Raw genomic sequence first — 25,939 nt, forward strand, 5'->3', positions numbered from 1 at the left:
GGCGCATGTACCATCTAACTATGACTCCAGCAGAACGTGCGAGCGCAGTCGCATTTGCACTCAAAAACTGCGCATTGGAAGCGATGACGCCGGGCGATGCGACGATGCGCGCCGCGGCGGGATACGAGCGGGGCGACAACGACGTATCCGCTCTGATCGACACCGCGGACCGGGAGACCTCCGGGATCGTCAGCGGCAGGCTCGCCGACGGGAGCCTTGACGATCATGCCACCGACCACGCCAGCAGCGTGTTCGCCCGAACGGTGCTGTTGGCTGAACGCCGTTGGAATCCGAGCGGCGACATTGCCGAGCTCATCGCCATCCACCGGGGACTGTTCGACGGCGTGTTCTCCGACGCCGGACAGCTGCGCACCTCGAACGTCACCCGCGAGGTCACCGACAAGCGGCATCAGGCCAAGAACCCCGAGGCGTTCTTTCCCGCGCAATTGATCGAGACCGGCGCCTTGAACATCTCGACCGAGCTTGCCGACAAACGCAACCTGGACAACCTCGACCGGGGCGTGTTCGTCCGGGAGCTCGCCCACGTCTACGACGAACTGGGCTACCTGCACCCGTTCAAGGGAGGCAACGCCATGACGCTTCGCATCTTCGCGTCCCGTCTCGCGCATGACGCCGGGTGGGATCTCGACTGGGGAGGCGTGACGCGCGAGTCATACAAGCAGGCGAAACACGCCGCATATCGAGGTGACATCAACGCCTTCAGCCAGATGTTCGCCGACATCGTGCGCCCCGCGAACCCCACGCGGGTCTTCCTGATCGCCGGCTGGGAGCAGGGGCCCGCCCACTGACCGAAGCCGCGGCGACTCTGTTGCCGGTCACCACGGGGTACCGGTCGCCACGGGCCGCTCTGCCATTACTGCAGGTCGCCCAGATGATGTTGCGTATACTCGTCCGCCTGCGCATCGATCGGGTCGTAATCGCCCGCGTCGGCATGGTCGATAACGGCCATCGCGTTATCCACCAGTCGCGGATTGAGCGCATGGAGCCAATGGATGCGCGGGTCACGCCCGAACCATCCCATCTGCTTGCGGGCGAGCCGTTTGGTCTTCTGCGCGATGTCTCGGAACGTGTCATCCAGATCGCACAGCCCGTCCAGGTAATCGATGACTTGCTGATACCCAGCGCCCGCCCGGCGGTCGCTCCCAGATGGGGGCGGATCCGCTCCACCTCTTCGATGAAACCACCCTCCAGCATCTGCTTGGTGCGGATGTCGATGCGCTGGTCCAGCTCCTCGCGGGGCAGGTCCAGCCCGATCTGCACTGAGGCGATGACGTACCGGTAGCGGGGCAGGCTGGCGGAATACGGACGCCCGGTCACTTCGATGACCTCCAACGCGCGGATGGTACGACGCGGGTTGTGGGGGTCCATGCGCGACGCGGCCTGAGGGTCCTTCGCCCGCAACTCGTCGAACAGCGCTCCGGCCCCCTCGCTGCGCTCACGTTCCTCCAGTCGCCTGCGCACATCAGGATCGGTGCCGGGGAACGAGATGTCGTCGATGGCGGCCCGCGCATACAGGCCGGACCCGCCGACGAGAATGGGGCGGATTCCGCGTGATTGCAGGTCATGGATGGTGGCTCGCGCTACCTGCTGGAATCTGGCGACCGACATGGCCTCGTCCGGATCGATGATGTCGAGCAGATGATGCGGAACCGCCGCCTGCTCGTCCGCGGTCGGTTTGGCCGTGCCGATGTCCATGCCGCGGTACATCTGGTAGGCGTCCGCGTTCACTATCTCGGCCCGCTCCCCCCGTTCCGCCAGCGCCCGGGCGACGGCGATGCCGAGGCCGGTCTTGCCGGACGCGGTCGGCCCGACGATGCTGACGACCCTCGGCATCGCCACGGACGGGTTTGCTGACCGGCCTTCGGAGCCTGACGAGGCCGGGCCGGTCACGTTCGACGCCATGTCATTATTCGTCAATTTATTGGTCATGGTCACATCGTTCATGGTCTCGTTCATGGTCTCACTCATGATGTCGTCTCGCTTATATCGCGGTGTCTGTCCCGCTCACCGGCGGACCGCATACGTCTGGCCGGCGTTGACATCCGGGTCGGCGATGAGATTGTGGCGACCGGCATGGGTGACGGTCGCGGTCACGAAATCACCGATCTGCGGCATCGGCTCGCCGTCCGGCACGCCGATATGCACCAGCACGCCGGTCCGTTCACGACCGGTGACGCGATGTGTCGCGGAATCCTTCTTGCCTTGGGCCCCGGTAATCATCACTTCGACGTCACGGCCCTCGAACTTGGCGAGCTCCTCTTCCGTGATCTGCTCCTGAAGCTTCACCAGCCGGTCGAACCGTTCCTGCACGACCTCATGCGGGACCTGCTCCATTTCGGCCGCGGGGGTTCCGGGACGCGGCGAGTATTCGAATGTGAACGCCGACTGGAACCTCGCCTGACGCACCACATCCATCGTCGCCTCGAAATCCTCGTCCGTCTCGCCAGGGAATCCGACGATGATATCGGTGCTGATCTGCGCGTCCGGCATCGCCTCGCGCACCTTGCGCAGGATATCTAGGAACTTGGCGGAACGGTAGGAGCGACGCATCGCACGCAGGATCTTGTCGGAGCCCGACTGCAACGGCATGTGCAGCTGGTGCATGACGTTCGGCGTCTCGGCCATCGCCGCGATCACGTCGTCGGTGAACGCCGCCGGATGAGGCGACGTGAAACGCACACGCTCCAATCCCTCGATGTCTCCGCAGGCCCGCAGCAGCTTGGAGAACGCATACCGGTCGCCGATGCCGTAACCGAACGAGTTGACGTTCTGGCCGAGCAGCGTGACCTCCTTGGCGCCTTCATCCACGCATCGGCGAATCTCCGCAAGGATGTCGCCGGGACGGCGGTCATGCTCCTTGCCACGCGTGGTGGGCACGATGCAGAACGTGCACGTGTTGTTGCAGCCGATCGAGATGGATACCCAGCTCGACACCTTCGAAGCGCGGGCGACCGGCAGCTGACTGGGGAAATAGTCCAGCTTGTCGGCCACTTCGACCTGGCAGGTCCCCGCCATGCGGGCCTGATCCAGCAGGCGCGGCAGCGAGCCGATGTTCTTCGTGCCGAACACCGCATCCACCCACGGCGCCTTCTGTGCGATCCTCTTGCGGTCAAGCTGGGCCATGCATCCGCCGATCGCGATCTGCATGTTCGGATGCGTGCGCTTGAGGTCCGCCCACAGGCCGATGGTGCCGTACATGCGTTCCGCGGCGTTCTCCCGCACCGCGCACGTGTTCATGATGATCAGGTCGACGTCCTTGTCCGCCGCCTGTTCCTCGGTCGCCGGGATGTATCCGTCATCTTCGAGCACACCGGCGATTCGCTCGGAATCATGCACGTTCATCTGGCATCCCAGCGTGTGCACGTAAAATACGCCCTTGCCGCGCCCCGTTGTGGCGCCAAGGGTCGGGTCCGTCAATGTGGAGGTGCGCTCCGACTCGGTCATCATGTCTTCGTTCATAGTCAACCATCGTAACGATTGCCCAAGCCAGCACCAGCGTGCTGCGATTTTTCAGTTCCTCCGCAAGAGTTCGGCTATGATGGTGAACCGTGATACTTGACCGACAAAGCCGCATAAACACGAATGACCTGAAAACCCGACTCGATGCCGTGGGCATGGACCGGGGGTCTTTTTCTCCGGAAGAACTCACCGAATTCGTGAATCTCATGCAAGTCTACGAAGGCGCGATGTATGAGATAAGCACCAAACTGGAGATCCTTGATTCGGAGTTCCAGGTGCGGTTCTCGCATGATCCCATCCATCACATGGAACGCCGTCTCAAGTCGGTGAACTCGATCCTCGGCAAGCTCAAGCGCAAGACGCTGCCGGTGACCGTGTCGTCGATCAAGGACAACCTGTTCGATGTGGCAGGCATCCGCGTGATCTGCAACTACCGCGACGACGTGTACTCCGTGTCGAACTATCTGTCGGCGCAGAACGACATCTCCGTGCTGCGGGTCAAGGACTACATCAAGAACCCCAAACAGAACGGCTATCGGTCGCTGCACGTCATCTATGCGGTGCCCGTGTTTCCTCTCATCCGGCGCCCACTACACCCCGGTGGAGGTCCAGTTCCGCACCATCGCGATGGATTACTGGGCGAGTCTGGAGCACGCCCTGCGCTACAAGACCGATCTGCCGGATGCAAAGCTCGCCGAGCACTCGCAGACGCTGCTTGATTGCGCGCGGAGCCTGCAGAACATCGAGACCCAGATGCAGAACATCCACCGCGACATCAACGGCGCGCCGCAGGTCGAGGAGACACCGAAAGCCGACTAAGCCGGTCGAATCGGCCCCCGTCACGCATCCTCCGCCCTCGCTGACGGGAACGGATCCGTCTGACGGCCGATCAGCGGGATTCTGTCTTTCTTGTTTTCCGGTCGCATTCCCCGATCGCGTTCACTGATCCCGTTTTCCGGTCTTGTTCACCGCCAATCGTCTGCGGCCGACACCGGGCATCTGCGCGAGCACGATACCCGCGAAGATCAGCGCACAGCCGAGGTATCCGCGTACCGTCATCGTCTCGCCCAACAGCAATGCGCCGCCGATGACCGAGAACACCGATTCCAGCGACATGATGAGCGATGCGCGGGTCGGCGGCACCCACTGTTGGCCTACAGCCTGCAACGTGTAGGCGACGCCGACTGACCCGATTCCCGCATACAGCACGGCGATCCACGCCTGCCCTGCCCCGTTCCAGTCCATGGAGCCTTCGATCAGCGTGCCGACCCAGCTGAGTGCCGCGGTCGTCACGAATTGGATGAATGACAGTGTCAGCGCGTCGACGCACGCTCCCAGCGTATCAATCGACAGGATATGAGCGGCGAACAGGACCGCGGTGAACAGCAGCAGGCAGTCGGCCAGCGTCAGGGAACCGAAGCCGTCCGTGATGCACAGCAGGTAGAATCCGGCCACGGCCACGCCCACCGCCATCCAAGTCATCATGCGCACTGCGCGGCGAAGGACGAGATACGCCAGCAACGGCACCATGACGATGTAGAGCGCGGTGATGAATCCGGCGCGGCCGGCCGAACAGCCGAACATGATGCCGTACTGCTGCAGCGTGCTCGCCGCGAACAGAAACACACCGCATATCATTCCGACGATGAGCGGGTTCGACAGTGCGCTGCCGGCGATCATGTCATGTTCGTCATCGCCGGCCTCACGGTTCCCCGCGCCAACCGTCTTCCCCGATTCCCGGCATCGTCGCAAACGCTTCCACAGCAGCAACGGGATCAGCGAGATCGCCCCCAAGGTGAACCGCGTGGCGTTGAAGAACAACGGCGACATCGATGCCATGCCCTGCACCTGGGAGACGAACGCGAATCCCCAAATCAGCGAGGTCAATACAAGACATGCCATACCGGCCATTTCCTGCTGCTTCATGAGCATTCACGCTAGCGTATCACCGTGACCGGTCCCGAACGATGATGGAGTGGTCTCGCTGATTCGCGCGATGGGCATCTGAACGATGATGGCCCATCCCGCAGCTGCGGGATGGGCCATCGCATCTGCCGTCGTGACAATATCCGTATTGGCGGAATCGGCTATGACGGTACCGTTCCAGTGATATCAGTCTCGGCTGCCGAACAGTTGAAGGATGTACAGGAACATGTTCACGAAGTCGAGATACAGGTTCAGCGCGCAGATGATGGAGATCTTCTTGATCATCTCCGGCCCCTGAGCCTCATAGGCGCTGAACAGCGCACGGGTCTGCTGAGCGTCGTACAGGGTCATGCCGGCGAACAGTATCAGGCCGAAGGCGCAGATGATACGCATCCCGGTCGTGCTGCCCGGAACGAACATGAGCACGATCTGGGAGATGATCAGCACCACCAGGCCCACCATGAGGATGGGGCCGGCCTTGAGCATGTCGAATTTCGTGGTCAACGAGAACATGGTGAGCACGAAGAAGAACGCCGCGCACAGGACCAGGGCCACGCCGATGTCGGAGATGCTGTACACCAGGAAGATGGAGCTGAGAGTGAATCCCATCAGCGCCGCGTACACGTAGAACATGACACGGGCGGTCGATGCCTTGATCTTCATGATGCGGGCGCCCAGCGCCACGGCCAGCACAACCTGTACGATCGCGAATCCGAAGAAGCCGATCAGGCCGGTTGACTCGATGAAGGAGACGTATGCGCCGGTCATCTGCGCGACGACCGCGACGACGGCCGTGATGATAAGGCCGAGCGTCATCTCGCCGTATGCCCTGGTGACGGATGCCCGTTGGGCCGCCTGCACCTGCTCACGGCTGTAGATGGTCTGGGCGTTGATCGCCGCAGTGCCGTTGGGCGCGTATGAATACTGTGATTGTCCGTATTGCTGCTGCCCATATGCGGGCTGCTGCTGATTGCCGCCGTAATAGGGATCGCCGTTGCCTGGCTGCTGTCCAAATGTCATGCTGGCTCCTTTGTTTGCGTACGCTTCATCGTAACGGAGAAGGCTGAACAAATCATTAATGTTCAGCCTTGAGCATCACACCAGCAACGCCTGCCTATTCGTCTATTTCAGGTCGAACGTGTGCACGACCTTCCGGGAGTCATCGATGGAGAACAGGTCGGTCACGTCGACGGTGATGGTCGACTCGTCCTTCAACACGTATCCCAGGGTCACCTTTCCTGTCGCTCCGGGCTGGATCTCCGCCGTATATGAATTCATGTCATATCCGGTCGGCTGGTCAAGATAGACGGCGGTGTCCAGGGCCTGTCCGTTCTGGAACACCTGGGGATGCGCCAGCGCGGCGAAGGAGTTGTTCTTGCCTGAATTGTTCTTCCATTCGTACGTGACCATAACCGTAGGCTTGTCTTCATAGTCGTTGCCCGATTTCGCCGCGGAGACGATCGTGACATGGAGGTTCTTGAGATCACCCTCCTGGTCCTGCTCCCCCGATGCCTTGGTCGTATCGGTGGAGTCATTGTTCGTCGGATCGTTGTTCGCGGAACCGTCGTTGGAGGAATCGTCGCCGCTCTTTTTCGCGTCGGATGACTTGCTCTGTGACGTGCCGGAACCGTTAATGGCCTCATCAATGGCCTTGCTGGCTGCGGACTGCATGGCCAGAGTGATGACGATGGCGAGCACCGACAGCACCGCCGCGACGATGGAAAGTATCTTGCCCGCCTTCTTGCCGCGGAACGTCCCCACCATGGCGATGATCGCCAGCACCACGCCGATGGCGCCTAGGATGGCCGCTATATTGTTCACGATCGGGATAAAGCTGAGGACCAGCCCCAAAGCGCCAAAGACGACGCCTACGATACCGCAGATCGTGGTTCCTTTGGGGGTGCCCTGTGCGGACGTCTCCCCCTTGATACCGTGCGACATAGCATTCTCCTTCTTGATCTCGGTGAGTTATGCACCATCCACGCTATCGGAGTTCGCACGTTTGCATCAGTGGACGAACGTTCATTTCCGATTGCCCTTTCGGGCAGATAAGAATGAACCCGCGTTCGATGGCGCGGAAAGACCTGACCCCGTAGAGTGGATGCCATGAATGATTCCTCGCCCCACCCCCGCGCGGGAGGACCGCTCCCGGCGACGACGTCCGACGAGGACACCGTCGCCGTGCGCACGCGCGTATGGTGCACCGCAGTGATGATCACCGTTTCCGCGTTCATGTGCCTGGTGCAGACTTCATTCGCAGCCACCCGGTACATCAATAATCCGGTCAACGCCATGTACGTCTGGTTCATCGCGAGTTCCCTACTGGCCTTCGCGTTCCCGTTCCTGCTGCTTGCACGCGACAAGCACCCGGAACCGGTGTTCTGGATCTGCTGCGCCGTCATATTGATCTTTCCCTATGATCCGATGCTGATGCTGATGGCGCTCACATCGCTGATCGCAAGACGCCGCGGCAGGCAGCGCATCATCCGCGCCATCGTCGCGGCGACGCTGGTCGGGGTCTGGGGGCAGATGCGCGACACGTTGCGCCCGTTCAACTCCTCGATGTGGCAATCGGCCATCTTCATCAAGCCGGATTCGGATGTCGCCTCGGGCCATGCCGTGATGCTTGAGGGGAGACCGACCATCATAGCCACAGCCGTTGTGGTGGAGCTGATAGCCGTCCTCATCGCCATTCTGGCGGGACTGTATATCCGGTCACGAGTGCAATTGGACGAGGCCGCTACCAAGACCCAGGCCATCAGCGATTATGCGGTGAGCCTGCATCGCAATCTCACCGATCAGCAGCTGGCCGACGCCATCGCAGCCGAAGCCCACGACACGCTCGCTCATTCCTTGTCCCTCATCGCCTTGAACGCCAGTGCCCTGCAGGGCGAGGCACGGGCGTTCATCCAGCTTGCCGATGCGACGAACCCACATGAGACGGGGCAGATGCTGACCCCCGAATTGCGGAATCAGGCTTCGCTTATCGAGGAGAAATCCGAGGAGATTCGACGGCAATCCGCAGGAGCCTTGGATGAGGCGCATTCCATCATCGGCATGCTCCGTCACCCCCAACAGGCACGTCAGCAGCTCGCTCCCGCCCCGCAAACGTCAATGACACGCCCGTCATTGGACGCCCTGATCAACGATGCGCGCTCCGCCGGCATGCGCATCAACACCTGGATAGACATCCAGCAGCTCTCCGACCTCGATGAGGGCACAGGGAAAATCGCATACCGAGCCATCCAAGAGGGGCTGACCAATGCCCGCAGACACGCCGAGGGTGAGCCGGTGTCTGTGGAAGTCACGATGAACCCCGGCAACGGCATCCATATCCACATCAGCAATCCCATGAAGCGCGGTCTCTCCGCCCCGAACGAGCGCGAGGTCCCATCCGCAACGGACGGCAACGGACTTGCCGGCCTGACGGCACGGGTGCAGACGGCCGGCGGGACATGCCGATACGGGCACGACGACCACCATGTCTTCCATCTCGACGTGGCAATGCCGTGGATCGCCTGTCAAGCCGATAGAATGAAGCCGTGAACGATTCCGAACAGCACGTCATCACCGTGAGCGTCATAGACGACGATCCGCTGGTGTGCCAGGCGATGAGTATGATTCTCCGCGATTACTCGCAGGGGCGTGTCTCTGTCGTCTCCACATCAACCGACGGAGCCACCGCCGTGCGAAACGCCAACAGCGAGCACCCGGACGTCGTTCTCATGGATATGGCGATGCCCGGCATCGACGGCATCGAGACCACCCGTCGTCTTCGCGCGCTTCGCAATCCTCCTCACGTGCTGATCCTCACATCCTTGAACCCGTCCAACACGGTAGAACGCTCCGTGGAGGCCGGCGCCGAGGGATTCGTATCCAAGACCGACGCGCCGGAGGACATCATCCGCCGCATAGTCGGCATATGCGAGGGGACCCCGCAGTTCAATCCGGCCAGCCAGAGACAGCTCATCAATGATCTGAGCATGCAGCGTCCCCAGTCCAGGCGTGACGAGGCTCGGGCCCTGCTGGACACGCTGCCCTCCCGGGAGCGCGAAGCCGTGCTGCTCGCCGCCGAAGGCTGCACCAACGCCGAGATCGCAGGACGCATGTTCATATCGGAACGCACCGCGAAAGCGCATCTCTCCAGTGCCGCGGACAAACTCGACATGGGGCGCGTGCAGATGGCACGGCTTGTCGAACGAGCGGACCTGTAACGGCGCCGTCACGCAAGTCGCCGCCAGCGCATCCATACCGACCCGCTGGTACGCTGATGCTCAGCAGCTACCGATGAGGGGGCGTCATGGCAATCAACGCGACGGAAAAACCACTGGGCAAGGTGTTCACTCCGGACTATCAGTTGTCCATCCCATCCTTCCAGCGCGCCTATATCTGGAAACCGGAGAACATCCTGCAGCTCATCAGCGACCTTGAGGAGGCATGCAAATCACCGGAAACGCCGTATTTCCTCGGTTCTCTGATTCTCGTGCGGGAAGGCGACACCAGCTTCTCGGTCATCGACGGCCAGCAGCGTCTGGTCTCGCTGTCAATCATCATCGCCGCGCTGCGCGACCTCGAACATGACGAGGAATGGATGCGTCTGCTGGACGCTCTGATCGTCGAGCCCGGAGACAAGCTGCGCGGCATCACCTCGCAACCCCGGCTGACACTCCGTGAACGCGACGCCGCATTTTTCCGCGAATACGTTCAGGAAGGCAATCTGGAGGCGCTGTTCGACATGAACGATGAGGACTGCTCCTCGAATGCGCAGCGCAACATCATCGCCAACACAAAGCAGGCATACGATGCATTGGCACAGCTTGACGAGGAGGAACGCCACCGGTTCGCATCCTATCTGGTCAATTCGGTGACCTTGGTCATCGTCACCACCGATGACCTTGATGGAGCGCATCGTATTTTCGACGTCATGAACATGCGCGGCCTCCCCCTGACGCCATCGGATGTGTTCAAGGCCCGGGCGATGTCAGGACTGCCCGCCGCCGCGGTGGACACGTACGCCTCCCGTTGGGATGACATCATGGATCCGCTGGGCGATGACGCCACCCGCGTGGAGGAGTTCTTCCGGTACCTGCATCTCATCCTCACGCACAAGCCCGCGACGGGCAAACTGATCGAGGACTTCCTTTCCGACGTGCTGAACCAGTATCTCGCCGGTCATTCCATTGAGGCGTTCATCGACGGTATTCTCGCCCCGTATGCCATGGCGTGGCGCATTCTTGAGCGCCCGTCGGATACCGTGCTGCCGGATGATGTTCGAGGCAGGCTGGAGGCGCTGAACGACTATCGGCATCATGAGTGGAAAGCCGTGGCGATGTGGGCGCTGACGCATTCGTTCAGGAACCTCGGCGACCCCGAGGTCTCGTTCTTCGCCCAACGTGGTTCGCATTCGGCACGGGACTGCGGCAGGACGGCCGACCCGTTGGGATCGCATGACCGACAGCGCTTGGGCGAGATTCTGTGCGCTTTGGAACAGGTGGCCGGTGTCGATATGCTGAATCGTCGGAGTGCCATTGACCGTCGTGGGCACACCGCAGCTGCGATCCGCGATCTGGATAAGGGATTCCCTGTTCGCTTGGTACGCGGACTGTCCGTCAGCGCCGCCGACCGGGCAGGTGCCCTGATCAGGCTGCATGGCGAGTTGCAGGGAGACCCTGATCTGGTGCGTCTGCTGTTGGTTCGGGCCAACGAGCAGCGTGCCGGGGCTCGCATTCCGCGCCCGCGTGCGCTGGCGGTCGTACCGATCATGCCTCTGGATATCGCGTCGGCGGCGTCGTTCTCTTCCTGGACGGCGGACCTGCATGACTATTGGATGTATCGTCTGGGCAATATGGTGCTGATGCAAGGCAAGGAGGGGCAGATCGACCGGCTCACGGAGTACGGGCGCCGTCGCGACCGCGTGCTGCTGCGTGCCGACTCCTGCCGTTTCCCGCTGACCAAGCAGATTGCCGACTTCAACGAATGCACGCCGGCGATGCTGGAATACCGGCAGAAGGAGACGATTCGCCTGCTTGCCGAATACTGGGACATCCGTTATGACGAGAGCCATGCCGATCTGACGAGCAAACCCCCGGAGCAGCTTTCCGGCGATGCAGGCTCCCGGCAGACGCGCGGTTCACAGCGTGTCACCATCAAGCAGGTCGTCGCCGCCGGTCTGCTGATTCCCGGCGAGACTTTGGTATGGGAGCGACCGCGCAAGGGCGAACGTTGGCTGGTGACCGTGACCCAAGAGGGACGCTTCCGTCTTGAGGACGGCTCGGAATATGCGTCGCCCACGGCCGCGGCACGCGCGGCAGGCGGTCGCAGCGCCGGATTGGATGTGTGGAAGCGTACGTCGAACGGCGAAAAACTCAGCGATATCTGGAAAGCCTACCGTCTGCGCACCCGCTAGACGCCTGGCTGCCAGTCCACGACCACGGCACTTCGACAAGTCCGCCATTCCCATATCCCTCACCCGGCCATGGTCCCACATCAGACGACATAAATGGGACTGTGGGCGGATGGAAGATGATGCGTATACCGAAAAAGTCCCATCGCAGTGCATGCGGATGGGACTCTGGCTGGATAAGGGGCGCATAAAACAGCGGCAACAACCAACGGCAACGGTCTGGCAGTCAGATGTGCCGCTCGGCGATCACTCCGTGATGCCGTATTCGGAGGCGATGACCCGCCACAGGTCCTCCGCCGCCTTATCGACATCATCATTGACGATGGTGACGTCAAATTCGTTTTCGGCGGAGAGTTCGACATGAGCGGTTTCCAGACGCTTGGCGACTTCCTCGGGAGTTTCTGTGCCACGTCCCTTGAGCCGGCGAACGAGCTCGTCGAAGCTGGGCGGGGCGATGAACACATAGACGACTTCGAGACCGAGCTCCTTGGCACGCTGCTTGACGCGTCGGGCACCTTGCAGGTCGATCTCAAGAATGGTGGGGACGCCTTCGGCGAGGTGTTCCTGAACGGGCTTGAGGGGCGTGCCGTAGCGGGCCAGGCCGTGGACCGTGGCGGTTTCGAGAAAATCGCCGGCCTCTTCCTTGTCGGTGAACTGCTGGTCGTCGAGGAACCAGTAGTTGACACCATTGACCTCGCCGGGCCGCGGCTTGCGGGTGGTGGCGGACACGGAGACCCAGACGCCGGGATGGTTCTTGCGCAGGATGTTCTCGACGGTTCCCTTGCCCACACCGGCGGGGCCGGTGAGGACGACGAGGCGCTTGCGAGGTGTGCCATCATCGTCGGGAGTGGCCGCTGGCTCGGCCGGGGTCTGCTGCAGTGATGCGGTAATGGTTCCCATACCGTCTTTCTCCTTGTCCTCGCCTTCTTTCATGGCTTCGTAGAGCGCCTGCCGGACGTCGATGGCGATGGCCTCGGTGGCTTGGGCAAGCGCGGAAATATCGGGCCCATGGGCAGCGATGAAACGGGATACGGTCACCAGAACGTTGCCCTTGGTGCCTTTGAAGACGGTTTTGAGGTCCTTGGCCTCGGCGCCCTGCCAGCCGTAGCCCGGGGAAAGGATGGGACCGGTGAATTTCGCCGGGTCGACACCGCTGTCGGCGATCCACTGGCCTATGGTGGCGCCGATGATGAGCCCGACCGAGCCCATACCGTCGATGTCGTCATTGAACTTCTGGGCAGTGCTGGCGATGCCGAACGCCACGGTTTTGCCCTTGAAGTCGCCGCTCTGGCGGATGGCCGTCTGCATGCTGGCGCCTTCCTGATTGGAGGTCAGGGAGGCGATGAAGACGCCGCGACCGTTGTTGAGGGCCTCATTGGTGAGGCCCCGCAGCGAGCGTGCGCCATAGTACGGCAGCAGGGTGATGGCGTCGGCCAGCAGAGGGGCGCCCGGCTTGAAGTATGCGTCCGCGATGGCGGAGATGGTGGTGGACAGGCCTCCATGGAGGCAGTCCACGATGGTGATGATGCCCATTTGACGAGCGGCGTAGAGCACTCGTTCGAGCGCCGCGAATCCCTTGGACCCGTAGCGCTCGAACATGGGCTCCTGGAATTTGACAGCGGCGGCGCGGTCTCGCATGGCCTGAAGCATGCGCATGGAGAACAGCTCCGCGCCTTCCGCGTCGACGTTATACCCCCAGTCAGTGAGGTTTTTCCTGTGCGGGTCGATGCCGACGCACAAGGGGCCGTACTGGGCCATCGAACCGCTGAGGCGCAGTCCGAAATCCGACCGCATGGCCTTGATTTCTTCCTCACTGCTGGCGTGTGTCATGATTGCTCCTGGCCTAACTTATTCCTGGCTCTCCAACTCGAACAGCTGCTTGGCGTGCTCCTGGATGCTCATGATCTGGTAATCGTTGTGCTTGACGGCTTCGATGGCCATCAGCACGGCGGAGAACTCGGTCATGGTGGTGAACTGGGGCAGGTCGGCCGCGATGGCCGCAGCGCGGATGGAATATCCGTCGGAACGCGATCCCCGGGAATTCGGCGTGTTGAGGATCATGTCGATCTTGCCTTCTTCGATAAGCTCGACCACGTTCTTTCCGATGCCACCGACGGCGTGCTCGACCTTGACGGCCGCATCCGGGTCAGAGTCGACGCGGGTGCTGATCTTGTCGACGATCTTCGAGTCGATGCCGTAACGGCGCAGCACGGACGCGGTGCCCTCCGTGGCCCAGATGGAAAATCCGAGCTCGACCAGACGGACGGCCATCAGCGGCAGCTGCCGCTTGTCGGTGTCGTTGACGGAGATGAAGACGTTGCCGCTGGTAGGCAGTCCGCCGTCGTATGCGGCGAGCTGGCTCTTGGCGAAGGCGTGCGGGAAGTCACGGTCGAAGCCCATGACCTCGCCGGTGGAGCGCATCTCGGGTCCGAGCAGGATGTCGACGGTCTTGCCGACGGGCGTGCGGAAGCGCTTGAACGGCAGCACGGACTCCTTGATGGCGACCTGCTGGCCACGGTGGATGTCACCGCCGTCACCCTTGGGCAGCAGCAGGCCGTTGGCCCGCTGATCGGCGATGGTCTCCCCCGCCATGATGCGGGCGGCCGCCTTGGCCAGGGCCACGCCGGTAGCCTTGGATGCGAACGGCACGGTGCGGGAGGCACGCGGGTTGGCTTCGATGACGTACAGCGTGTTGGCCATGAAGGCGTACTGCACGTTGATCAGGCCCTTGACACCGCAGCCCTTGGAGATGGCGTAGGTGCCTTCGCGAAGGCGACGGATCTGGTCGTCGGACAGCGTGCTCGGCGGCAGCGTGCATGCGGCATCGCCGGAGTGCACGCCGGCCTCTTCGATGTGCTCCATGATGCCGCCGATGTACAGCTCTTCGCCGTCGAACAGGGCATCCACGTCGATTTCGATGGCGTCCTGCAGGAACTTGTCGATGAGCAGCGGGGAGGGCAGGTGTCCGGACACGACCGTGTCGGCCTTGGCCTCGTCGAGCGCACGGTTGACGTACTTGGTCAACTGGGCGTCGTCGTAGACGATTTCCATGCCGCGTCCGCCGAGGACGTAACTGGGGCGCACGAGCACCGGATAGCCGATGTTGTGGGCGGCCTCGCGGGCCTCTTCGAGCGACAGCGCGGTGCCGTAGCGCGGCGCGTTCATGTGCTCGCGGCGCAGCACCTCACCGAACAGCTCGCGGTTCTCGGCCAGGTCGATGGACTCCGGGGTGGTGCCCAGGATCGGCACGCCGGCGGCCTTGAGTCGCGCGGCCAGCGACAGCGGCGTCTGGCCGCCGAGCTGGACGATGACGCCCTTGACCGGGCCCATCTTCTTCTCGGCCTCATAGATCTCCAGCACGTCCTCGAAGGTGAGCGGCTCGAAGTACAGCCGGTTCGACATGTCGTAGTCGGTGGAGACGGTCTCGGGGTTGCAGTTGACCATGATCGTGTCATAGTCCTTGCCGAGCTCCTGCACCGCGTGCACGCAGGTGTAGTCGAACTCGATGCCCTGACCGATGCGGTTCGGGCCGGAGCCGAGGATGATGACGGCCTCGCGGTCGCGCTTGCGCAGCTCGGTCTCGTCGGCGTAGCAGGAGTAGTAGTACGGCGTGACCGCGTCGAACTCGGCGGCGCAGGTGTCGACGGTCTTGTAGACCGGGCGCAGGCCGTAGGTCCAGCGCAGCTCGCGAATCGTGTTCTCGCCCTCGTCACCGAGATTGCGCAAGTGGGCGATTTGCAGGTCGGACAGGCCGGCGAGCTTCGCCTTCTTCAGCAGCTTGGCGGTGAGTTTCTCGGCGTCGCGCACTTCCATCGCGGTCTGGTTGATGAGGGCCAGCTGCTTGACGAACCACGGGTCGATCTTGGTGGCGTCGAAGATCTGCCGTTCGGTGGCGCCGCCCCACAGAGCGCGCTGAATCTGCAGATAGCGGTGCTCGGTCGGCACGGTGATGGCCTTGAGCAGTTCGGCGACCTCGGCTTCGTCCGGCTTGTCACCATCCCAGCTGAAGCCCATGTGGCGCTTGTCGATGGAGCGCATGGCCTTGCCCAGCGACTCCTGGAAGTTGCCGCCGAGTGCCATGGCCTCGCCGACGGACTTCATCGACGTGGTCAGACGCGGGTCGGCGCCGGGGAACTTCTCGAACGCGAAGCGCGGCACCTTGGTGACCACGTAGTCGATGGTCGGCTCGAAGGAGGCCGGCGTGGACTGGGTGATGTCGTTGCGGATCTCGTCGAGGGTGTAGCCGAGCGCCAGCTTGGTGGCGATCTTGGCGATCGGGAAGCCGGTGGCCTTGGATGCCAGGGCGGAGGAACGGCTCACGCGCGGGTTCATCTCGATGACGATGATGCGGCCGGTGTCGGGGTGCACGGCGAACTGGATGTTGCAGCCGCCCGTGTCGACGCCCACGCCGCGGATGATGGCGATGCCGATGTCACGCAGCTTCTGGTATTCGCGATCGGTCAGGGTGAAGCAGGGGGCCACGGTGATGGAGTCACCGGTGTGCACGCCGACCGGGTCGACGTTCTCGATCGGGCAGACGACCACGACGTTGTCGTTGCGGTCGCGCATCAGTTCGAGCTCGAATTCCTTCCAGCCTTCGATGCCCTCCTCCAGCAGCACCTCGTCGGTCGGCGAGTAATGCAGGCCGGCGCCGGCGATGCGGTGCAGCTCCTCCTCGTCGTGCGCGATGCCGGAGCCGAGGCCTCCCATGGTGAAGCTCGGGCGCACCACCAACGGGTATCCGAGTTCGGCGGCGACGGCGTCCACTTCCTTCATGGAGTGGGCAACTTCGGAGCGTGCGGATTCGGCGCCCGCCTCGTCGACGACCTTCTTGAACAGCTCGCGGTCCTCGCCGCGGTCGATGGCGTCAAGGGAGGCGCCGATCAGCTCGACGTTGTACTTCTTGAGCACACCGGCCTCGCCGAGCGCCATCGCGGCGTTCAGTGCGGTCTGGCCACCCAAGGTGGGCAGCAGGGCATCGGGGCGTTCCTTGGCGATGATCTGCTCAAGGATGGGCGTGGCGATCGGCTCGATGTAGGTGGCGTCGGCCATCTCCGGGTCGGTCATGATCGTGGCCGGGTTGGAGTTCACGAGGATGACGCGGATGCCCTCTTCGCGCAGCACGCGGCACGCCTGGGTGCCGGAGTAGTCGAACTCGGCCGCCTGCCCGATCACGATCGGGCCGGAGCCGATGACCATCACTGACTTGATGTCGGTGCGTTTAGGCATTGCGGTTTTCCTCCTTGGACGTCTTCATCAGATCGACGAAACGGTCAAACAGATATGCGGCGTCGTGCGGGCCGGCCGCCGCCTCGGGATGGTACTGCACGGAGAACGCGGGGATGTCCACGCACTGCAGGCCTTCGACCACGTCGTCGTTCAGATCGATGTGGCTGACGAACACCTTGCCGAAGTGCCCGTTGTCGAACGGGGCGTCGACGGTCTCGCCGATGGGCGCGTCAACCGCGAAGCCGTGATTGTGCGCGGTGACCTCCACCTTGCCGGTGGTCAGGTCCTTGACGGGCTGGTTGATGCCGCGATGGCCGAACTTGAGCTTGTAGGTGCCGAAGCCGAGTGCGCGGCCGAGCAGCTGATTGCCGAAGCAGATGCCGAAGAACGGGTAGCCGGCGTCCAGGACCTTGCGCAGCAGCTCGACCTCGGGGTCGGCCTGCTCCGGGTCGCCGGGGCCGTTGGAGAAGAACACGCCGTCCGGGTTCAGCGCGGTGAGTTCCTCGAAAGTGATGGTGGACGGCACGACGTGCACGCGGCAGCCGCGCTCGGCCATGCGATGCGGGGTCATGCCCTTGACTCCGAGATCCACGGCGGCGACGGTGTAGAGCGGCTCCTTGCCCTCGTACTCGCCACACGGCTCGACCGTATACGTCTCCTTGGTGCTGACCTCGTCGTACAGGCTCAGACCCTTCATCTGCGGGGTGGCCTTGACCTCGTCGATGAGCGCGGCGACGGTCTTCAGGCGCCCTTCGTCGTCGAGCAGCGCGTCACCGGAGAAGATTCCGGCACGCATGACGCCCGCGGAGCGCAGGTGGCGCACCAGCTTGCGGGTGTCGATGTGGCTGATGCCGACGATGTGCTCGGCGACGAGATCGTCGTCAAGGCTGCCCGTGGCCCGCCAATTGCTGACGGTGGGGCTGGGATCGCGAACCACGTATCCAGCCACCCAGATACGGGAGGATTCTGGATCCTCCCGGTTGATTCCCGTGTCCCCGATGTGCGGGAACGTCTGCACCACGATCTGCCGATCGTAACTGGGATCGGTCAAAGTCTCCTGATAACCGGTCATGCCGGTCGCGAACACGATCTCGCCAGTGGTCTTGCCGATCGCGCCGTAAGAGTCACCCACATACACTTGCCCGTCCTCAAGTACAAGCACGGCGTCATCAGGGGCAAAACTCACGGTTTCGGAATCAATCTGGTTCACCAAAACCCCCTTATTTTCTCAGGATATTCGTACCAACCTTAACTGTCGGCGGGGACGCGCCCCACCGGCAATTCGGCTGGTTCTCGTCATTTACTTGTGGACTCGCCGTCCTGCTGGCCGGCTTGTGGATCGGACGTCTGCTCGGATGCAGCTTCGGCAACGTCATCGGATACATCGTCGAACGTCATGTCGTCGAAATCGACGCCGTCGGCGATGTCATCGTCCTCGGACTCTTCGGAATCGCCGGTTTCGGCTTCCGCATGCGACGCTTCGCCGGCAGGCTCACCAGGCTCTTGACCGTCGTCGCTCGGCTGTGCGTCGGGCTCGTCGTTTTCGGGGTGGAGAATGGCCTCGCGTCCTTCGGTGTCATCGCAAATCGCGCTGAGCAGGCCGTGGATGAACGCCGGGGAGTCGCCGTCGCTCAACGTCTTGGCCAGGCCGAGCGCCTCGTCGATGGCCACGCGATCGGGCACGTCGTCGTTGAAGATGATCTCCCATGCGGCGATGCGCAGGATATTGCGATCCACGACGGCCATGCGGCGAACCTTCCACCCGGTGGAATGCTCGTTGAGCATGTAGTCGATCTCACGCCGGTGATCGGCGACGCCGCGCACGATCTCGATGGCGTAGTCGGGAAGCGGGGTCTGCGCACCAGGCTCTTCGATGCGCTCAGCAAGAAGGGACAGGAAATCCTGTCCCTTCTCGTCCGCCTCATACAACGTGTTCAGAGCCCTTTTGCGAGCGGTGGAACGTGCCATGGAAGCCTGTTGTCCTTACTCTCAGTTCTCGCGGCCGAGGTAGGAGCCGTCGCGGGTGTCGACCTTGACCTTCTCGCCTTCGCCCACGAACAGCGGGACCTGGATCTCGGCGCCGGTCTCGACGGTGGCGGGCTTGGTGCCGGCGTTGGAGCGGTTGCCCTGCAGGCCGGGCTCGGTGTGGGTGATGGTCAGGATCACGGAGGCCGGCAGTTCGACGCTCAGCGGGGTGCCGTCGTGGAACGACACGACGCAGTCGGTGCCTTCCAGCAGGAACTTGGCCTGATCGCCGACGAGGGTCTTGGGGATGTAGACCTGATCGTAGGTGGTCATGTCCATGAAGACGAAGTTGTCGCCGTCCTCGTAGGAGTACTGCAGGTTGCGGTTGTCAACGGTCTCGAACTCCATCTTCATGCCCGCGTTGAAGGTCTTGTCGACGATCTTGCCGCTCAGCACGTTCTTGATGGTGGTGCGCACGAAAGCTGGGCCCTTGCCCGGCTTGACGTGCTGGAACTTCGTGACGGTCCACAGCTGGCCGTCCAGGTTCAGGACGGATCCGTTCTTGATGTCATTGGTAGTCTGTGCCACAGTAACTCACCTTTTCATGTTTTCAATTTCGGCAAAGCTCAAAAATAGCCTTGTCTATTATGCCATACCGTCTATACAGCGCGTCGCGGCCGAACAATCCCCCAATGGCATCTTCCGGCTGCATCAGCTGTTCCTCATGCAATTGAAACGGAACAAGCAATAGTGGTTAACGACAATTCACCTAATGACTTAGTAGCTGAATAATGAACATAATAATGACAATGACGACATGTCGGCTGAACCGATAGGAGACAACCGACATGACGCCATTCTCACGTAATCAATCGATGCAGTTTATAGTGTTGATGCAAAGAACGGAATCAAGCATGTGGTCTGAAACACGAACCTGCGGCGCGAAGATACGCGTCGCGCACTCATTGACGTCTGGCAGTAATTCTATGCACAGGCAATGCTTCGCCTCAACATATCCTTCCTGCCTAGTCGACTTACTTGGTAACGTCTCGACTTCGGTATCCATAATCATTCGCCTCCTTTCACTAACATAGCGTTGCCGCATTTATTACACCGCTGTGAACGATATAGATATGATTCGTTACATCAGCATCAGAGAGAAACATCTTCATTCCCTTTCTCGTTTATGGTAGGAGCTATTCACTATTTAGGAGGTGCTGCTCTTGTTGGTCAATTTAGAATCACATGGCACCAGATCCGTAGAAATCAAAGGGCATTTCGCCTTTGTCCATTTTACAGGCAACCAGTTTCCGGCCTTCTTCTGGAAGTTACATGTCTCGCTTCCTCCTCGCGACTACGAAAGACACATTCAATCAATAGTTGACTTCCTGGTGATGAGAAAAGTCGATTTCAAATTGCCGGATATGACGTTCCCTCAAATACTATTCAACAGCAATTGGAATCGTGCATACAATATCTGACGTTCAAAAGGGAAGCCCTCATCCCCTATGGGTGGAACGATACAGCAGAGCATCCTGTATATGGAGATGACGTCAACAGTCTCTTCGATGTAATCGAACTATTCATATCAACAGAAAGAAGAAAAAACCGTGACTGAAAAACGTCAGGAAAAAGAATCAACAATCTCACCATGGAGGGTGAGGGATTACCGGTCCTGGTTCGTGGCTGACACTGCGTCAGCACTGGGAACCACAATCGGCGGATTTGCGTTCACGCTGGTGGCATATGCGGTAAGCCATGATGTAACTACGGCAGGTATGGTCGGCACCGTGTTCGCACTGTGCGAAGGTTTGGGAACACTTCCAGGCGGGCACCTGTCGGATAGAATCGATCGCAAGAAACTCATGATTGTTTGCGGTCTTATATCGGCTGCAACACTGTGTGTGATGACATTGGCCCTGGTTGCGAAAATGATGTCGGCCCCTTTGCTATTCCTGTTTGCCATTGTACGGGGACTCACTTCCGGTGTGTTTTCCAATGTGTCCAATATCATCTTGCCTCAAATCGTCACCGGGAATCAGCTGGTGCAAGCCTATTCCGCGAATGAATCGCGCGATGCATGCATCCAATTGTTCTCCAAACCGCTGTCAGGGTTCCTGTACGGATTAGGCCCCGAGATTCCATTCCTGATCAGCGCCGTCCTGTATGCGCTGATGTCCGTTGCGACTCCGCTGATTCGTTCGGATCTACGGCCCAAGAACGACGCCTCCCCATCGGATTCCGATGATTCCACGAAGAAAACACCACGAAACCACATTGGCGGCAGTTCATCGCATTCATCGTTGATCGAAGGCTTTGCATGGTACACGCGATGGCCACAAGCAGTATCCGTATTCAGCAGTGTGCTCTTGTTGAATTGTGTCCTCACCCTGATGGTCAGCATTGTGATTCTGAATCAACAGATGCTGAACATTCCCGGCTGGCAGATTGGGCTCATCTCAACCGGAAGCGGTGTCGGACTGCTGAGCGGGTCGTTTCTGACCACTCCCCTTGCCAACCGTCTGACGGGAGGCAGAACAGTACAAGTCTCCTTCATCATCATCATGGTAGGATGCGCTTTACAGCCACTCACCCAGAATACATATCTACTGGCCGGTTGCATGGCGATCATGAATCTCATGGTCGTTCCCGCCAATTCCGTCCTTGGTGCCTACGCGTCGCTGATCATTCCGAATGATTTGCGTGGCCGCGTGTTCTCAGTGTTCTCCTTGTTTAACATCACGCTTGCCTCATTGGCGTCCGGTATTGCGGGAATCATGCTTTCCTCTCTGGGGTACATGATTGCGGCGGCGACCACCGCCGCAATCATGACAGGTACCGTATTACTGGCCTTCATGAGTAACGGTATTCGTGAAATACCTGACAAGGCGGCTTTCTCGAACCTTGAACCGTGGCGCTGACTACTCTCGCGATATCCGCAGCCGCCTACCCGCAATGAGGACGAGCCCCGACGTGAGAGTCACAGCCGCGAGCATGAAGACCGCCGTCACGGCCGCGCCCGTGTGAGCCAGCCGGACGGTCGATCCGCCGAGACCCGCACCTGAAGGCCTCTGAATAGTTGCACCATGCTGCTGCCCATCGCCGTTGCTCGGGTCGGCGACGAACGCCGACCGGTCGATCTGCACGTTGACGATTCGCGTCGTCTCTGTGGTGTCGAAGTTGTTGTCGGTGAGCAGGCTCAGATCGAGCCGGCCATTGTCGTCCGCATGGGTGATGACCAGATCCTCGAAGTTGTCGAGCAACGGGTTGGCGTCCATGTATTGCGCATTCGGCTTGAACTGGGCGCCAAGGGTCAGCTTGCCGCCGAAATCGGCGAGTTCCGTGACCGGCAGGAACGACGAGTCGGCGCTCTTCGACAGCGACGCGACATCCGAGACGTCCGGGGCGGCCGCGATGCCGTGCGCATACGCAAGCTTTATGCCGTACCCATGGGTCTGGTCCCAGGAGCGTTCCAGCACCAGGAATCCGTCCTCGCCAATCGCCGCGAACTCGGTGATACCCATGTTCACGTCGGCGGCATTGAACGCCACCTGCTTGACGAGCTTCCACTGTCCCTTGGTGCCTTTCACGTCGTCACGGTAGACCAGCGCGCGGCGGGCTGTGGTGGCGATGTCCTTGCCGCTGGGCGAATCGTTCTTGAGGGCGTACTCGTTGCCGACCACGATCTGATGGCCGGACGGCGATACCGTCAGCGCTTCCAGGCTCTTGTTGTGCACGGCCTGTCCCCCGCAGTTGATGTCAAACAGTTCAGGCACGGGCAACTCGTCCTTCTGACGGCCGTCGATGCCGAAGATACGGATCTTCGGCTGCTCATGCTCGCCTTCTGCCGCGTTCGGATGGCCTTCGGAGGTGAGCAGGAAGTCGCCGTTCGGCAGCACGCCGAGCCCCTCATCATCAGTAGTTTCGCCGTTGTATGGCGTACCGTTCTCATCGGTCAGGACGATGCTGCCGGTCGGAGCCGCCTTGTCGAGATCGTTGCCCAGCAGCCATAGGCGAGCGACATCGGTACCATGATTGTCCATTGCGGACACATATTGTCCGAGCTTCCTGTTGTACGCCGTCGAGGACAGTCCGCCGAACGCTATCGGCTCCGACGTGCCGGTGCCGTCGCTGAATCCGTTAGCCGACCAGTAGTCAAGGCGATCGTTTCTGCCGAGTGCCGTGACGTACTGTGACAGGCGACCGCTTGCCGAGTCGTCGAATCCTGCCGCCGTCTTCTGGAACGGTTCCGCTTCGACGTCGAGGATGCGCGTGGTCTGAGTGGCGCTGTAGTTGTCGTCGCTGATGATGGAGATAGCGGCCTTGTATTCGCCGTCACCGCGATGCCACGAGGCATCGGGAGTGGCGAGCTGGTCGAGGTTCGCGATGACGAGCCCTTCGTAGTTATCCATCAGAGGGTTCGCCTGATGAGCGCCGGGTTTCGCGGAGGCGCCCAGATCCGGCAGCTTGTCCAGCTCGCCGATCTGGCGGGATTTCACGAACTCGGATGCATTCTTCGGGTCGTTGAGGTTCGCCACACCGGAAACATCCGGCGCGCCATTCAGCCCGGAGACGTACGAGAGCGCCACCTTGTTGCCGGTCTCGCTGTTCCATGAACGTTGCAGGACGTACAGGGAATCTTCGGAATCGAGGACGATATCGGAGATGTTCAGTCCCGGTACCGTGTGGAAACCCACCTGTTTGACGAGCGTCCACTGGCCGGCCTTGCCCGTCACGTCGTCACGGTATACGAGGAAGCGCCGCGCGTCGCTCCGGTTCTGGTAGACGTCAGACTTGAGCGTGCCTTCCATGGCCGATACGAGTTCGTGCCCTGTCGGAGACAGGCTCAATCCTTCCAGCGTAAGGTTATGCGACGCCTGACCCTTGGGCGTGTTGATGTCGAACAGCTGCGGAACCTCAAGCTCCCCCTTCTGCCGCCCATTGGCGTCGAAGATCCTGATTGTCGGGTGTTCGGCCTGATTCTTGCCCGCAGGGGGAATGCCTTCCGAGCTGATGGCGAAATCGCCGTTGGGCAGCACCGCTATGCCCTCGTTGTCCGTCGTGTTGCCGTTATAGGGCGTCCCGTTAACATCGGTAAACGTCACCGGATCGCGCGTGATGGACGGGTTGTGCAGGTCCTTGCCGAGGAACCACACCCGAGATTCGTCACTCCCATGGTTGTCGGATTGCGCCACATATGAATCCGCGGTTTTGTCCCACGTGAGACCTGACAGTCCCCCGACTCGAATCCCCTTGTAATCGAGCTTGTCCAGCGCATCGCTGTAGGCAACGGCCTTGACCTGATTCTGTGCGCCAATATCAGTCGTACCCTCGGCTGATACCGCTGGAATCATGACGGATGCGAACAGCATGCATGTCGTCGCCGTCACCGCGGCTATTCTCTTGTTCATGATTTTCCCTTCCGAACGTTACCGTTCACATGGCCATGCTGGCTCTGCAACGTATCGGGAAGGGGAATAATCACGCGTCTGCAGATGAACAGTACATGAAAAGACGGCGACATCGTTGTCCACCTGTATGGAATTCTCCTGTATGGGTCCCTGGAATACGAAAGTGGGTCCTGAAACCTCAAACAAGGTTTCAGGACCCACTCAGAACGCTAGTTCAAGCGTGTCGAGTTCTTCGCTGATGGAAATCAGGCGAGGATCTTGGTGACACGGCCCGAGCCGACGGTGTGGCCGCCTTCACGCACAGCGAAGGTCAGGCCCTCCTCCATAGCGATGGGCTGAATCAGCTCAACGGTGAAGGTCGCGTGGTCGCCAGGCTGAACCATCTCGACGCCTTCCGGCAGCTCGATGACGCCGGTGACGTCGGTGGTGCGGAAGTAGAACTGCGGACGGTAGTTGGAGAAGAAGGGCGAGTGACGGCCGCCTTCGTCCTTGGTCAGCACGTAGACTTCGCCCTCGAACTTGGTGTGCGGGGTGACGGAGCCCGGCTTGGCCACAACCTGGCCACGCTCGACGTCCGTACGGTTGATGCCGCGGAGCAGCAGACCGGTGTTGTCGCCAGCCTCGCAGGCGTCCATGGTCTTGTGGAACGTCTCGATGGAGGTAACGGTGGTGGTCTGGGTCGGGCGGATGCCGACGATCTCGACCGGGGTGTTGACGGCCAGCTGGCCACGCTCAACACGACCGGTGACGACGGTACCACGGCCGGAGATGGTGAAGACGTCCTCGATAGGCATCAGGAACGGCTTGTCCAGGTCGTGAACCGGGGTCGGGATGTACTCGTCGACGGCGTCCATCAGGTCCTTGACGGTCTGGACCCACTTGTCGTGGTCCGGAGCGTCATCGTGCAGAGCGCCGTAGGCGGAGGTACGGATGACCGGGCAGTCGCGGTCGAAGCCGTTCTCGTCGAGGAGGTCACGGACCTCTTCCTCAACGAGCTCGATGAGCTCCTCGTCCTCGACCATGTCGCACTTGTTCAGGGCGACGAGGATACGCGGGACACCCACCTGACGGGCGAGCAGAACGTGCTCGCGGGTCTGGGCCATCGGGCCGTCGGTGGCGGCCACAACGAGGATGGCGCCATCCATCTGGGCAGCACCGGTGATCATGTTCTTCACGAAGTCGGCGTGGCCCGGGCAGTCCACGTGAGCGTAGTGACGCTTCGCGGTCTGGTACTCGATGTGGGCGATGTTGATGGTGATACCACGCTGCTGCTCTTCGGGAGCGGCGTCGATCTGGTTGAAGTCGTACTCAGGGTTCAGATCCGGGTACTCTTCGTGCAGCACCTTGGAGATGGCCGCGGTCAGGGTCGTCTTACCGTGATCGACGTGGCCGATGGTACCAATGTTAACGTGCGGCTTAGTACGCTCGTACTTTTCCTTTGCCATGTAATTGTCCTCCTGGACGTCTCGTGTAGTTGGCTTGCGCTTGCGGCACAAGACACTCGCTACATTGTACTGGGTTTCTG

Annotated in this window: 16 protein-coding genes and 3 pseudogenes; 6 read left to right on the top strand and 13 right to left on the bottom strand. The window is 61.1% G+C overall.

The annotated features are described in order from the left end of the window. The first annotated feature begins 20 nt into the window (after nucleotides 1-20). Nucleotides 21-809 (top strand): Fic/DOC family protein, encoded by a 789-nt coding sequence (locus BBBF_RS06310; RefSeq protein WP_080545181.1) that lies wholly within the window; start codon nucleotides 21-23, stop codon nucleotides 807-809. Between the two features lie 65 nt (nucleotides 810-874). On the opposite strand, the pseudogene miaA reads toward BBBF_RS06310, so the two are convergent. Both miaA and miaB read right to left on the bottom strand, forming a co-directional pair. Further along, nucleotides 875-1,854: pseudogene (gene miaA, locus BBBF_RS06315) on the bottom strand (tRNA (adenosine(37)-N6)-dimethylallyltransferase MiaA). A gap of 171 nt (nucleotides 1,855-2,025) precedes the next feature. After that, complete coding sequence (gene miaB, locus BBBF_RS06320) at nucleotides 2,026-3,480, bottom strand: tRNA (N6-isopentenyl adenosine(37)-C2)-methylthiotransferase MiaB (protein ID WP_021648605.1); 1,455 nt, start codon at nucleotides 3,478-3,480, stop codon at nucleotides 2,026-2,028. A gap of 89 nt (nucleotides 3,481-3,569) precedes the next feature. Between miaB and BBBF_RS06325 the strand changes: the two are divergent. Beyond that, nucleotides 3,570-4,299 (top strand): annotated as a pseudogene (locus tag BBBF_RS06325) (GTP pyrophosphokinase). A 120-nt stretch (nucleotides 4,300-4,419) separates the two neighbouring features. Here the strand turns inward: BBBF_RS06325 and BBBF_RS06330 are convergent. The 3 genes from BBBF_RS06330 to BBBF_RS06340 form a co-directional block, all read right to left on the bottom strand. After that, on the bottom strand, nucleotides 4,420-5,382 hold the full coding sequence (locus BBBF_RS06330) for a DMT family transporter (RefSeq protein ID WP_020372731.1): 963 nt from the start codon (nucleotides 5,380-5,382) through the stop codon (nucleotides 4,420-4,422). Nucleotides 5,383-5,592: 210 nt separating this feature from the next. After that, on the bottom strand, nucleotides 5,593-6,426 hold the full coding sequence (locus BBBF_RS06335) for a Bax inhibitor-1/YccA family protein (RefSeq protein ID WP_003815467.1): 834 nt from the start codon (nucleotides 6,424-6,426) through the stop codon (nucleotides 5,593-5,595). 102 nt (nucleotides 6,427-6,528) lie between these two features. Next, complete coding sequence (locus tag BBBF_RS06340) at nucleotides 6,529-7,347, bottom strand: DUF5067 domain-containing protein (RefSeq protein WP_003820673.1); 819 nt, start codon at nucleotides 7,345-7,347, stop codon at nucleotides 6,529-6,531. 165 nt (nucleotides 7,348-7,512) lie between these two features. Between BBBF_RS06340 and BBBF_RS06345 the strand changes: the two genes are divergently transcribed. The 3 genes from BBBF_RS06345 (at nucleotide 7,513) to BBBF_RS06355 (ending at nucleotide 11,812) form a co-directional block, all read left to right on the top strand. Then, entirely contained in the window at nucleotides 7,513-8,952 is a 1,440-nt protein-coding gene (locus BBBF_RS06345; RefSeq protein WP_021648609.1) for a sensor histidine kinase, read from the top strand. After that, a complete protein-coding gene (locus BBBF_RS06350; RefSeq protein ID WP_021648610.1) occupies nucleotides 8,949-9,620 on the top strand; it encodes a response regulator transcription factor in 672 nt (223 codons plus the stop codon). Before BBBF_RS06345 ends, BBBF_RS06350 begins: the two co-directional genes overlap by 4 nt. An 86-nt stretch (nucleotides 9,621-9,706) precedes the next feature. Then, nucleotides 9,707-11,812, top strand: a complete 2,106-nt coding sequence (locus BBBF_RS06355; protein WP_021648611.1) for a GmrSD restriction endonuclease domain-containing protein — start codon at nucleotides 9,707-9,709, stop codon at nucleotides 11,810-11,812. Between the two features lie 243 nt (nucleotides 11,813-12,055). Here the strand turns inward: BBBF_RS06355 and gmk are convergent, their stop codons facing one another. The 6 genes and pseudogenes from gmk to efp all read right to left on the bottom strand — a co-directional run bounded on the left by gmk (nucleotide 12,056) and on the right by efp (nucleotide 19,591). After that, complete coding sequence (gene gmk, locus BBBF_RS10360) at nucleotides 12,056-12,709, bottom strand: guanylate kinase (RefSeq protein ID WP_162098250.1); 654 nt, start codon at nucleotides 12,707-12,709, stop codon at nucleotides 12,056-12,058. A gap of 9 nt (nucleotides 12,710-12,718) precedes the next feature. After that, nucleotides 12,719-13,639: pseudogene (gene pyrF, locus BBBF_RS10365) on the bottom strand (orotidine-5'-phosphate decarboxylase); the annotation flags it as partial. Between the two features lie 18 nt (nucleotides 13,640-13,657). Further along, nucleotides 13,658-17,038, bottom strand: a complete 3,381-nt coding sequence (gene carB / locus BBBF_RS06370) for a carbamoyl-phosphate synthase large subunit (protein WP_021648613.1) — start codon at nucleotides 17,036-17,038, stop codon at nucleotides 13,658-13,660. Continuing rightward, entirely contained in the window at nucleotides 17,031-18,248 is a 1,218-nt protein-coding gene (carA, locus tag BBBF_RS06375) for a glutamine-hydrolyzing carbamoyl-phosphate synthase small subunit (protein ID WP_003815478.1), read from the bottom strand. Before carA ends, carB begins: the two co-directional genes overlap by 8 nt. 86 nt (nucleotides 18,249-18,334) lie before the next feature. Next, nucleotides 18,335-19,006 (bottom strand): transcription antitermination factor NusB, encoded by a 672-nt coding sequence (gene nusB / locus BBBF_RS06380; protein ID WP_021648615.1) that lies wholly within the window; start codon nucleotides 19,004-19,006, stop codon nucleotides 18,335-18,337. Nucleotides 19,007-19,027: 21 nt separating this feature from the next. After that, on the bottom strand, nucleotides 19,028-19,591 hold the full coding sequence (gene efp, locus BBBF_RS06385; protein ID WP_003813823.1) for an elongation factor P: 564 nt from the start codon (nucleotides 19,589-19,591) through the stop codon (nucleotides 19,028-19,030). Nucleotides 19,592-20,613: 1,022 nt separating this feature from the next. Between efp and BBBF_RS06395 the strand changes: the two genes are divergently transcribed. Next, the gene (locus BBBF_RS06395; protein ID WP_172675002.1) at nucleotides 20,614-21,924 is read left to right on the top strand and encodes an MFS transporter; all 1,311 of its coding nucleotides are present in this window, start codon (nucleotides 20,614-20,616) and stop codon (nucleotides 21,922-21,924) included. Here BBBF_RS06395 and BBBF_RS06400 read toward each other — a convergent pair whose 3' ends face one another. Then, a complete protein-coding gene (locus BBBF_RS06400; RefSeq protein WP_021648618.1) occupies nucleotides 21,925-24,414 on the bottom strand; it encodes an esterase-like activity of phytase family protein in 2,490 nt (829 codons plus the stop codon). 245 nt (nucleotides 24,415-24,659) lie between these two features. Next, nucleotides 24,660-25,859 carry an elongation factor Tu gene (gene tuf, locus BBBF_RS06405; RefSeq protein WP_003815489.1) on the bottom strand — a complete coding sequence of 400 codons (1,200 nt, stop codon included), beginning with the start codon at nucleotides 25,857-25,859 and terminating at the stop codon, nucleotides 24,660-24,662. Between the last annotated feature and the right edge of the window lie 80 nt (nucleotides 25,860-25,939).

This window comes from Bifidobacterium bifidum ATCC 29521 = JCM 1255 = DSM 20456 (assembly GCF_001025135.1).
Lineage (GTDB): Bacteria > Actinomycetota > Actinomycetes > Actinomycetales > Bifidobacteriaceae > Bifidobacterium > Bifidobacterium bifidum.